Genomic DNA, 11,290 nt, shown 5'->3' on the forward strand with positions numbered 1-11,290 from the left:
TGACGATCAACTTCAACGCGAAGGGCAACTCGAACCTCCAGGTCACGGCGACCGACGAGACCTCGAGCGGCCTCAACCTGAGCGCGATCACCAGCTCGTCCGCCGCCGGCACCGCCGGCCGTGGCAACTTCCTGCTCAACAGCGACATCAACACGACCCTGAACAAGTTGACCTCGGCTTCCAACACGCTGCGGTCGGATTCCTCGACCTTCGGCTCGGCCCTGTCGGTGGTTCAGAACCGCCAGGACTTCACGAAGAACCTGATCAACGTCCTCGACACGGGCTCTGCGAACCTGACGAACGCCGACCTCAACGCCGAGGCGGCCAACTCTCAGGCCCTCTCGACCCGCCAGTCGCTGGGCATCTCGGCCCTCTCGCTGGCGAACACCGCCCAGCAGGGTATCCTCCAGCTCCTCCGCTGATCCCAGCGACGGAACCGGAGACGACGACAAGACGGCCGGCGCATCGCGCCGGCCGTTTTTCGTTCGTGATCCATGTCCCCTCGGGGAACAACCCGATCTGATCTTGAGGACATCGTTTTAACGTTCCGGAAAGTATGACCGTGATTTCCTCGGGATAACGAGTGGATAGCTCGCGCTTCCATCGACCGGGGTCAGTTCCATGTCGTCCCAAATCACGCTCACCGCGGCGACCCGCCAGAACCTTCTTTCGCTGCAGGACACCGCCGCCCTACAGGCCACCACCCAGAACCGCCTCTCCACGGGCAAGAAGGTCTCCTCGGCCCTCGACAACCCGGTGACGTTCTTCACCTCGCAATCCCTCGACCAGCGCTCCGGCGACCTGTCGAGCCTGCTCGACGGCATCTCGAACGGCATCCAGACGATCCAGGCGGCGAACCAGGGCATCACCTCGATCCAGAAACTCGTGGATCAGGCCAAGTCGGTCGCCAACCAGGCGCTCGCGACGCAGATCACCACGACGGGCACCGCCTCCAGCGCCTACACGGTGCCGAACACGACCCAGGCCACGACGATCAACCTGTTCGTGAACGGCTCCTCGACCGCCGCGACGCTGCCGACCAACGCGACGATCGACCAGACCATCACCGCCCTCAACGGCGTCGTCGGCGCGGGCAGCTTCTCGAAGGACACGACCGGCACCAAGATCGTGATGAACGCCAGCTCGGATATCGAGTTCGCGACCACGGGTGACCAGACCAAGCTCGGCTTCGCGGCCGGCTCCGGCACGCCGACGACCTACGGGTCCACCACCGCGGTCGCGCAGAGTTCCGATCTCGTCGTGAACGGCGTCTCGTCCCGCGCGGCCCTGGCCGGCCAGTACAACAGCCTGCTCACGCAGATCGACCAGCTCGCCACCGATGCCAGCTACAACGGCGTCAACCTGATCGCGGGCAAGGGCACGAACAACAACCTGACGATCAACTTCAACCCGAAGGGCAATTCGAGCCTTATCGTCCAATCCATGGACGAGACCTCGAACGGTCTGGGCCTCGGCGCGATCACCAGCACGTCTGCGGGCAGCAGCACCTACGGGCAGGGCAACTTCCTGCTCAACAGCGACATCAACTCGACGCTGACCGGCCTGACCAAGGCGTCGAACCAGCTTCGCTCGGATTCCTCGACCTTCGGCTCCAACCTCTCGGTCGTGCAGAACCGTCAGGACTTCACCAAGAACCTGATCAACGTCCTCGACACGGGCTCGTCGAACCTGACGAACGCCGACCTCAACGAGGAAGCGGCGAACTCGCAGGCCCTTTCGACCCGCCAGTCGCTGGGCATCTCGGCCCTCTCGCTGGCGAACACCGCCCAGCAGGGCATCCTGCAGCTGCTGCGGTAAGCGGCCTAGAGCGCGACGGTCCGGAAGCCGGCGAAGACATCCCGCCGGTCCGGGCCGAAAAAGTTGCGGTACATCCCCGTCACCATGCGGGCGCGGGTCGCCCAGGCCCCGCCCCGCAGCACCTTCCGCGTGCCGAAGGACGGCTCGGAATACTCGCGGTAGGCGTCCGGCGCGAAGCCGGGGAAGGGGAGGAAGGCACTCTCCGTCCACTCCCAGACATTGCCCATCATCTGCCGGCAGCCCCACGGGCTGTCGCCGTCCGGACAGGCGGCGACATCCACCGTGCCGAGCCACGCGCCGTCGAGGTTGGCGCGGCGGGTATCGGGGGCCGCCTCGCCCCAGGGATAGGTGCGCTTCGTCCCGCCGAGGCTCCCGTCGGATGCGCGTTCCGCGAGCGCCGCCGCCTCCCATTCCGCTTCGCTCGGCAGCCGCCGCCCCGCCCAGCGGCACCACGCCCGCGCCTCGTGCCAGTTCACATGGATCACCGGGCGGTGGGGCTTCAGCGGCTCGTGGCGCTCAAAGATGCGGACCTCCCAGCCCGCGCTACCCCGCCGCCAATAGGCCGGATGCGTCGCCCCCGATTCGGTGAGCCATGCCCGCCCGTCGGCATCCCAGTGGCGCGGGTCGCGATAGCCGCCATCCTCCACGAAGGCCGAGAATTCGGCGTTGGTGACGGGCGCCCGCGCGATGCGAAACGGGGCGATCTCCACCGGATGCGCCCATTTCTCGTTGTCGAAGACGAAGCGCGTCGCCTCACGCTCCGCGCCGAGGCGCAGAATTCCGCCGCCGACCGTCACGTCGCCCGGCAGGGGCCCGGCCTCGTCGGGGGAGGGGGCCGCGAAACGGGGGCGGGGCTGGCCGAGCGTCTGCCGTGTATAGGTGAAGGCCTCGGCGTGCATGTCCTCGTGCAGGCCGGTCAGGCGGTAGAGATAAGTCTCGTCCGGCGTCGGCTCCCGCCCGGCGATCCGGGCGGCGAGGGCATCCTGCACCTGCTCCATGTAGGCGAGGGTGCCGTCGAGCGTCGGCAGCGGCAGGTCCCAGCGCGTTGCATGGGGCACGGAAGCCGAATCATAGAGAGAATCGGCATCGGCCCGCAGGGGCGGGCGCCCGTCGAGCCCGCGCAGGACGAAGTGCTCATGGAACCACGCGAGATGGCCGATCTCCCACAGGAGCGGGTTCACGATGGAGAGGCGCGGCCCCATCAGGGCCTCGCCGTCGAGGCCATCGAGCAGGGCGAGCGTCCGCGCGCGGGCATCGCGCAGCGGCGCCATGAGGTCGGTGTCCTGCACGGCCATGTCCGCTTCCCTGTTTCCGGCGTGGTCTCGGTGGCCTGACATGCGCATCGCCATTTCGACACCCCATGCCGCGACCCGTCGCACGGGAAACCGTGCAACGGCGACGCGGTGGGCCGGCTTCCTGAGGGAACTCGGTCACGAGCCCGCGATCAACCCCGCGCCGGACGCGGAGAGCGACCTGCTCATCGCCCTCCATGCGTGGCGCAGCGCCGAGACCGTTGCGCGCGTCCGCGCCGAACACCCGGACAGGCCGATCGTGGTCGTGCTGACCGGGACCGACCTATACCATTTCCTCGACGCCGATCCGGGGCCGACGCTCCGCTCCCTCGACCTCGCGGATCGCCTCGTCGGCCTGCACGACAAGGTCGCGGAGGCCCTGCCGGAGCGGTATCGCTCGAAGCTGCGAGTGATCCACCAATCGGCGCGGGGGCGCGCCGCGCGGGAGGCACCACTCGCGGACGTGTTCGAGGTGCTGGTCGTCGGGCATCTGCGGACGGAGAAGGACCCGTTCCGCGCGGCCCTGGCGGCACGTCGCCTGCCGCCCGATTCGTGGGTGCGGATCGTCCATCTCGGCGCGGCGCACGATCCCGCCTGGGCCGAGGCCGCCGCCGCCGAGAGGCGGGACAATCCCCGTTACGTCTGGCTCGGCGACCTGCCGGCCGCGCGGGTGCGGCGGCTGATGGCCCGCGCGAGGCTGATGGTCCTGTCCTCGATCATGGAGGGCGGGGCAAACGTGATCTCGGAGGCCCTGGTCTCGGGCCTGCCGGTCCTCGCCTCGCGGATCGACGGGTCGGTCGGCCTGCTGGGCGAGGATTATCCGGGCTACTACCCAACGAGCGACACCGCCGCCCTGGCAGACCTGCTCGGGCGGGCCGAGACCGAGCCGGCTTTCCTCGCCGCCGTTGAGGCCGCCTGCGCGGCGCGAGCGCCGCTGTTCACGCCGGAGCGGGAGAAGGCCGGGCTCGGCGAACTCCTCGCCGAGCTTGCGTAGCCCTACTTCTTGGACGCCTCATAGCGCGCCTTGTTCTCGGCGTTCGGCGGGTAGAGGCCCGGCAGGGCCGCGCCTCGGTTGACCTCGTCCATGATCCAGCCTTCGAACCGCTCCTGCTCCGGGGCGAGTTCGAGCACCGTCTCGATCAGGGCGGCGGGGATCAGCACGGCGCCGTCCGCATCGGCCACGATGATGTCGTCGGGGAACACCGCGACGCCACCACAGGCGATGGGCTGCTGCCACGCCACGAAAGTAAGGCCAGCCACCGAGGGCGGCGCGGCGCCGCCCTGGCACCAGACCGGCAGGCCGGTGCCGAGCACGCCCGCGAGATCGCGCACCACGCCGTCCGTCACGAGGGCGGCGACGCCCTTCTTCGCCATGCGGGCGCAGAGGATGTCGCCGAAGATGCCCGCATCGGTCACGCCCATGGCGTCCACGACGGCGATGCAGCCCTCCGGCATCGCCTCGATGGCGGCGCGGGTGGAGGTGGGGGACGACCACGATTCCGGTGTCGCGAGGTCTTCGCGCGCGGGCACGAAGCGGAGGGTGAAGGCCCGGCCGACGAGGCGCGGCTGGTCCGGCCGCAGGGGCCGGGTGCCGCGCAGCCAGACGTTGCGCAGACCCTTCTTCAGAAGAATCGTGGTGATGGTGGCCGTGGTGACGCCCGCCAGCGTCTCGACGATCCGCGCGTCGTTCGACATCCGCGATTTCTCTCTCGTTGCGGCGGGCTCGTCCTCAGCCGCCGGTCATCGGGGGGAAGAAGGCGATCTCGCCGGCTCCGGCGATGGGCGTCTCGGGCTTGGCGTGCACCCGGTCGATGGCCGCGCGCACGATCCCCGGATTCTCGAAGGCGTAGGCGTATTCCTCGCCCCGGCCCGCGAGCCAGCGGGTGAGGTCGGCCACGGTGACGACCTCCGGCGGGGGGGTGAGGGTTTCCTCGGCCTTGCCGACGCGCTCGCGCACCCAGGCGAAATAAACGAGCTTCATGCGGCCCTAGCGCGGATCGTTGATGACGTGGCGGATGCCGGCCCGCATGTAATCCCACCCGGTCCAGATGGTGAGGGCGGCGGCGAGCCACAGCAGTGCGAGGCCGATGGTGGTCGTTCCGGGCAGGATGAGTTCTCCGGCTGGGCCGGCGACGAGGAAGCCCAGCGCGATCAATTGCACGGTGGTCTTCCACTTGGCGATCCGGCTCACCGGCACGCCGACCTTCAACTCGGCGAGGTATTCGCGCAGGCCCGAGACCAGCACCTCCCGGCACAGGATGACGATGGCCGCCCAGACCGAGGAGCCGGTGATCGTGTGGTCGGCGGCGAGCATCAGCAGGCAGGCGGCGACGAGGAGCTTGTCGGCGATGGGGTCGAGCATCCGGCCGAGGGCCGAACTTTGCTGGTAGGTCCGCGCCACGTAGCCGTCGAGGTAGTCGGTCACGGCGGCGATAACGAAGACCACGAACGCCACGGAGCGGGCGGTGATCGAGTCGGGATAGAACAGCAGCGCGACCATCACCGGCACCGCGACGAGCCGCCCGTAGGTCAGGCAGTTCGCCAGGTTCCAGGCCTGTGAGCGTCGCCGGGGCAGGACCGCGTTCATTGGGGGCGTGAAATCAGAGCGCGGCAATCCCGTCAACGGCTCGGCCCCATTCTCGTGCTCCGGCTCAGGCGCCGGCATGGAAGAAGTCGTAAACGGCACGGGCCGTCGCCGCGTTGACGCCCGGCGCCTTGGCCAGATCCTCGTAGGCCGCGCGCTCGATCGCCTTCACCGTCCCAAAATGGTGGAGAAGCGCGCGCTTTCGAGAGGGACCGACCCCGGCGATCTCATCGAGGGGGTTCTTCGTCATCTCACGTTTGCGTTTGGCCCGGTGGGTGCCGATGGCGAAACGGTGCGCCTCGTCGCGCAGGCGCTGGATGAAATACAGGGTCGGGTCGCGCGGCGGCAGCTTGAAGGCCGGCTTCCCCGGAACGAAGAACGTCTCGCGGCCGGCATCCCGGTCGCGCCCCTTGGCGATGCCGACAAGGGGCACGTCCTCGACGCCGATGGCGGCGATGGCCGCGCGGGCGGCTTCCAACTGGCCCTTGCCGCCGTCGATCAGCACGAGGTCGGGCCACGCCGGGAAGGCATCGGCATCCATGGCGTCGGCCTCCGGCACCGGCTCGGGCGCACCCCCCTCGGCGGCGGCCACGGCCGCCTCCGGCGCGTTGCGGGGTGCATCCTTCACGAGGCGCTTGAACCGGCGCTGCAATACCTCGCGCATCATCCCGAAATCGTCGCCGGGGGTCAGCTCCTCGGACTTGATGTTGAAGGTGCGGTAATACTGTTTCATGAACCCCGTCGGCCCGGCGACGATCATCCCGCCGACCGCGTTCGTGCCCATGATGTGCGAGTTGTCGTAGACCTCGACGCGCCGCGGCGTCTTGTCGAGGCCGAGCGCCTGCCCCAGGGCCGTCAGCAGCTTGCCCTGCGAGGCCGTGTCCGCGAGGCGGCGGGCCAGCGCCTCCTTGGCGTTGCGCTGGGCGTATTCCACGAGGTTCTTGCGCTCGCCGCGCAGGGGCCGGTGGATCTCCACGCGATACTCGACCCGGCTCGACAGGGCGGCGCCCACCAGCTCCGCATCCTCGATGGCGTGGCTCGTGAGCACGACGCGGGGGGCGGGCTTGTCGTCGTAGAACTGGCCGATGAACGAGCCCAGCACCTCGTCCGCCGTCATGGAGCGGTCGGCCTTCGGGAAGTAGGCGCGGTTGCCCCAATTCTGGAAGTTCCGGAAGAAGAACACTTCGATGCAGAACTGCCCGCCCTGTTCGTCCAGGGCGAACACGTCGGCCTCCTCCACGCCCTGCGTGTTCACCCCCTGCACGCCCTGGATGGCGGACAGGGCGGCGATGCGGTCGCGGAAGCGGGCGGCGCGCTCGAACTCCATCGCCTCAGAGGCGGCTTGCATCTCGGTGCGCATCCGGTCCTTCACGGCGTTCGACTTGCCGGCGAGGAAGGCGCGGGCGGAATCCGCCATCGCGGCGTAATCCTCGGTGCCGATCTCCCCCGTGCAGGGGCCGGAGCAGCGCTTGATCTGGTAGAGCAGGCAGGGCCGGGTGCGGTTCTCGTAATAGCTGTCGGTGCAGGTGCGCAGCAGGAACGCCCGCTGCAGGGCGTTCACCGTGCGGTTCACCGCCCAGACGCTGGCGAAGGGGCCGTAATAATTGCCCTTCCGCCGCCGTGCGCCGCGATGCTTCACGATCTGCGGGGCGGGGCCGTCCTCGGTCACGAGGATGTAGGGGAAGGATTTGTCGTCCCGCATCAGCACGTTGAAGCGCGGCTTCAACTGCTTGATCAGGTTGGCTTCGAGGAGCAGCGCCTCGGTCTCGGTGGCGGTGGTGACGAACTCCATCGCCGCCGTCTGCGAGATCATCCGCGCGATGCGGTTCGAATGCGCCTGACCCCTGGCATAGGAGCCGACCCGCGCCTTCAGGTTCTTGGCCTTGCCGACGTAGAGGACGTCGCCCTTGTGGTCGAACATCCGGTAGACGCCGGGGGAGACGGGCAGCGTGTTCCAGAACCGGCGGATCACCTCCGTGCCGGCCTGCACCGCGCCCGGCTCGAAATCGAAGTCGATTTCGGCGGAGGGTTCGGCCGTCAGCGAGGCATCCGACTCGTCGGCATCCTCGAACGCGGCCGCATGGCCGTCGTCGAATGTGTCGGGGGGCAGGTCGTTGAGGGCTCTGCGGCTCATCCCGCGAATGTAGGCGCTTTCCGGCGCCTGTGCATCGCGGAGTTGCGGTTCAATCGAACAGCGCGTCGATATCCGACTGATCGACGTGGCCCGGATCGTCGGGCAGCTTCGGCCCGTTGAGCAGCCCGCGCTCCTCGTCCTCGGCCTGCGGCGTGCTCGCGGCCACGATGTCGCGGAAGCTGTCGAGGGCGGACCAGGCGGCGATGACGCGGTCGAGGTGCTCCTCGATGAACTTCATCACCTGGACGATCTTGCTGATGCGCTGCCCGGTCAGGTCCTGGAAGTTGCAGGCCTCGTAGGCGTTGACGACCCGGTCGAGGATCGCGTCCACATGGGGGCGGGCATCGGCCGTGAGGTTCAGGGAGCGCAGCACCGCCGCGTGGCTCTCCACGTCCTCGACCACGCTGAGGAGCGTCGTCGTGGCGCGCTCGGTGGATTCCACCACCGCGTCGAGTTCGTCGGCGGCCCGGCGCATGCCCTTGCCGTTCGACTCCGAGCGATGGAGCGCGGCGAGGTCCGCCTTGGTGCGGACGATGGCGTCCTTCATCGAGTCGAGTTCGCCGCGCATGGCCAGCGCGTCGTTCAGCTCCTTGCGGCAGGCTTCCACCGTCTCGCTGGCGCTGGACTGCATGATCCGGCGCAGATCGTTGATAGCCGATAGGATCTCGTCCGAGCGTCCAGGCTGCGGCAGTTCGATCGGCACCGGGGTCTCAAGGCCCAGGCTCTGCTCGATACGGTAGCGTTTGGTCTTCATCGTTCGGCTGACGGCCTGCGCTTGCTCGATTGGCCTAGGATTGTCCGAAAACCATTAGCGGACTGTCACCGCGCGACGAACTTGTTGCGCCAATGTCAGCGCCGCCCGGCGGCACTTGGCGCCGATGCGGGAAATCGCGACACGGGCGCGCAATTGACGGTTGATTCACGCTGAAATCTTCGACCCGTGGACGGGGGCCGATTGGTGAGTCGTTCACCATGAAACTCAACGGCATTGCGCCGATCGGGGGCCGATGCTTCGCGCCATTGGACGAGAGGTCCGCCGCGGAGTGGCTGCGATGAAGAGTGAGAGGGTCGTTACGGTTGCCGGTATCCTGCTGGCGACTTGGCTGTGCGGGCCGGCGTCGGCTCAGCAGGCGCGCTACGCCGAGGCCGCGCCGACCGGCGGCTACGGCGGCGGGCTGATCGAATATCTCGTGACCGGCCGGGCCGACAGCCCCGTCCGGGGCAACTGGCCGCGCCCGAACGCGGCGGTGCAGCGGCAGGCGGCGATCATCACGGGCGACCGGGTGCCGCCCTACGGCGAGTCCTCGTTCATGCCCTACGCAGCGCCGTCCGCGCATGCCGCCGCGCCGATGCCGATGCAATCCGCCGCGCCGGCCCCCGAGTATCGGGTGGGTCAGGAAATGGACCCGCAATATCTCCGTCAGGAGGTCGCCTTTGACGGGGCGCAGCGGCCAGGCACCATCGTGGTCGACACGGCCTCGAAGCACCTGTTCCTCGTCCAGCCGGGCCACAAGGCGATCCGCTACGGGATCGGCGTCGGGCGGCCGGGCTTCTCGTGGAGCGGCCTCAAGACGGTGAGCCGGAAGGCCGAGTGGCCGGATTGGATCCCGCCCGCCGAGATGCTGGCCCGCCGGCCCGACCTGCCGCGCCACATGGCCGGCGGCCCGGCCAACCCCCTCGGGGCGCGGGCGCTCTATCTCGGCTCGTCGCTCTACCGCATCCACGGGACGAACGAGCCGAACACCATCGGCCGGAACGTCTCCTCCGGCTGCATCCGCATGATGAACGAGGACGTGATCGACCTCTACGAGCGCGTTCCCGTCGGCACCCGCGTCGAAGTGCTCTGATCCCACGAAAAGGGCCCGGCTGCAGGCAGCCGGGCCCTCGTTCACGTCAGGTCGTGGCGGCTGGATCAGGTCCAGTCGCTGTCGTCGCCGCCGCCCAGGTCGCCACCGAAATCGCCGCCCTGGTCGCTCCAGCCGGCATCCTGGAAGCCGGCGCTGTCGTTGCCGCCGCCGAGGGCCGAGCCGAGATCGTCGGTGCCGCCGCCCGCGCCGTCGCCGTAATAGTTGTTCACCACGGTCTCACCGCCGCCGCCGAGACCCGCCGAGGCCGCACTGCCGAGGGCCGAGTGGCCGCCCGCGAAGGCGTTGGAGAGGGCGCTGCCGAGGAGCATGCCGCCCGCCGCGCCGGCCGCCATCGGCAGCGCGGTGGCGAGGAAGCCGCCGCCACGGGCCGGGGCCTGCTGGCCGCCCGCCCACGGACCACCCTGCTGCGGATAACCGCCCTGCTGGGGATAGCCCTGCTGCGGGTAGCCACCCTGCTGCGGGGCATAGCCCGGCTGCTGCTGGTTGCCCCAAGGCTGACCGGCCGGGCGCTGCTGCTGCGGGTAGCCCTGCTGCGGCTCCTGCAGACGGGACGAGCTGCCACCGCCGAAGATGCTCGACAGGAATCCGCCGCCACCCGAGGATTGCGAGGAGGTCGACTGGCGCTTGGCCTCTTCCAACTGTTGGTTCAGGCTCTTGATCGCCTCTTCCTGCACGTAGATCAGCTGCGCCATCGCGTAGGGCGCGTAGGGCTGCGCGCGAAGCTTCTCGGCGATGAAGCGTTCGGCATCCGCGTCGCGCGGCTGGCTCTGGGCCTGCTGCAGACGCTGGAAGATGCCGGAAATGATATCGCGTTCCTCGCTGTTCATCGGAACCTCCTCGGATCGGACACACGACCGGCGGCGCACCGCGCGGCTTGGGCAGGACATGGGATCGCGGTGACGCTTTGTCAGGGGCGCCTTGCAAAATTGTCATGCCGCCGAAAGCAGGTCCTGAAACGCAAAAAGCCCGGCCGACGGGCCGGGCTTCCAGTGCCGCGGCCGAAGCCGCGGCGGTCGAGGTCTTAGTACGAGCCGAACTTGTAGTTCACGCCGGCGCGGACGACGGCGAACTCGGTCGAGGCGCGGGTGTTGGCCGGGCCGGAGATCAGCGTCACGCCCGGGGAGGTCGTGGTGATGGTCTGGCCGAAGTTGTTCGTGGCGAAGGCGCCGGCCGCGTTGCGGCTGCGGTCCAGGTTCACGTACAGGCCTTCGACCTTCAGCGTGACGGCCGAGGAGCGGAAGAAGTTCAGGAACGAGTCGGTCGGGAGAGCGTACTCGACACCACCACCGACGGCGTAGCCGGTCTGGAAGTCGTCCGAGCGGACGCCGGTGCCGAACTGACGGCCACCGCCCGAGCCGTAGGCGAAGCCGCCCGTGGCGTACACGAGGGTGCGGTCGAAGGCGTAGCCGAGGCGGCCGCGCACGGTGCCGAAGTAGTCGAGGCCCGACAGGCCGTTCGGGTTGTAGACGAGGGTGCCGGGGATGATCGCCGAGCCACCCGGGGCGGCGAACGAGAAGCGGTTCCGCTGGGCGCCGAAGTCGGCGTACTGGGCGTCGGCTTCGATACCGACGACCACACCCGAACCCGGGGTGAA

The 11,290-nt window shown here is 68.9% G+C and carries 11 protein-coding genes and 1 pseudogene; 4 read left to right on the plus strand and 8 right to left on the minus strand.

The genetic code is table 11. The annotated features are described in order from the left end of the window. Together MKK52_RS00055 and MKK52_RS00060 are read left to right on the plus strand one after the other, a co-directional pair. The coding region (locus tag MKK52_RS00055; protein ID WP_279597552.1) for a flagellin at positions 1-422 on the plus strand (422 nt) is incomplete at its 5' end. Between the two features lie 199 nt (positions 423-621). After that, positions 622-1,818 (plus strand): flagellin, encoded by a 1,197-nt coding sequence (locus tag MKK52_RS00060; protein ID WP_243951709.1) that lies wholly within the window; start codon positions 622-624, stop codon positions 1,816-1,818. A gap of 5 nt (positions 1,819-1,823) precedes the next feature. Here the strand turns inward: MKK52_RS00060 and senA are convergent, their stop codons facing one another. Beyond that, entirely contained in the window at positions 1,824-3,113 is a 1,290-nt protein-coding gene (gene senA, locus MKK52_RS00065; protein WP_243951710.1) for a selenoneine synthase SenA, read from the minus strand. 40 nt (positions 3,114-3,153) lie between these two features. Here senA and senB point away from each other — a divergent pair, with 40 nt between their 5' ends. Continuing rightward, positions 3,154-4,104: a selenoneine biosynthesis selenosugar synthase SenB gene (senB, locus tag MKK52_RS00070; protein WP_243951711.1), complete on the plus strand. Its 951-nt coding sequence runs from the start codon at positions 3,154-3,156 to the stop codon at positions 4,102-4,104. 2 nt (positions 4,105-4,106) lie between these two features. Here the strand turns inward: senB and MKK52_RS00075 are convergent, their stop codons facing one another. From MKK52_RS00075 to MKK52_RS00095, 5 genes are all read right to left on the minus strand, one after another. Then, positions 4,107-4,805, minus strand: a complete 699-nt coding sequence (locus tag MKK52_RS00075; protein WP_243951712.1) for a ribonuclease activity regulator RraA — start codon at positions 4,803-4,805, stop codon at positions 4,107-4,109. Between the two features lie 34 nt (positions 4,806-4,839). After that, positions 4,840-5,091 (minus strand): molybdopterin converting factor subunit 1, encoded by a 252-nt coding sequence (gene moaD, locus MKK52_RS00080; RefSeq protein ID WP_243951713.1) that lies wholly within the window; start codon positions 5,089-5,091, stop codon positions 4,840-4,842. A gap of 6 nt (positions 5,092-5,097) precedes the next feature. Then, the gene (gene pgsA / locus MKK52_RS00085) at positions 5,098-5,697 is read right to left on the minus strand and encodes a CDP-diacylglycerol--glycerol-3-phosphate 3-phosphatidyltransferase (protein WP_243951714.1); all 600 of its coding nucleotides are present in this window, start codon (positions 5,695-5,697) and stop codon (positions 5,098-5,100) included. Between the two features lie 64 nt (positions 5,698-5,761). Beyond that, positions 5,762-7,828: an excinuclease ABC subunit UvrC gene (gene uvrC / locus MKK52_RS00090; protein ID WP_243951715.1), complete on the minus strand. Its 2,067-nt coding sequence runs from the start codon at positions 7,826-7,828 to the stop codon at positions 5,762-5,764. 49 nt (positions 7,829-7,877) lie between these two features. Then, the gene (locus tag MKK52_RS00095) at positions 7,878-8,582 is read right to left on the minus strand and encodes a protein phosphatase CheZ (protein WP_243951716.1); all 705 of its coding nucleotides are present in this window, start codon (positions 8,580-8,582) and stop codon (positions 7,878-7,880) included. Positions 8,583-8,880: 298 nt separating this feature from the next. Here MKK52_RS00095 and MKK52_RS00100 point away from each other — a divergent pair, with 298 nt between their 5' ends. Beyond that, complete coding sequence (locus MKK52_RS00100) at positions 8,881-9,675, plus strand: L,D-transpeptidase (protein ID WP_243951717.1); 795 nt, start codon at positions 8,881-8,883, stop codon at positions 9,673-9,675. A gap of 65 nt (positions 9,676-9,740) precedes the next feature. Here MKK52_RS00100 and MKK52_RS00105 read toward each other — a convergent pair whose 3' ends face one another. Continuing rightward, positions 9,741-10,523, minus strand: a complete 783-nt coding sequence (locus MKK52_RS00105) for a DUF2076 domain-containing protein (protein WP_243951718.1) — start codon at positions 10,521-10,523, stop codon at positions 9,741-9,743. A 194-nt stretch (positions 10,524-10,717) separates the two neighbouring features. Then, positions 10,718-11,290 (minus strand): annotated as a pseudogene (locus MKK52_RS00110) (outer membrane beta-barrel protein); the annotation flags it as partial.

It is taken from the genome of Methylobacterium sp. J-067, assembly GCF_022829465.1.
Taxonomy (GTDB): Bacteria; Pseudomonadota; Alphaproteobacteria; order Rhizobiales; family Beijerinckiaceae; genus Methylobacterium; species Methylobacterium litchii.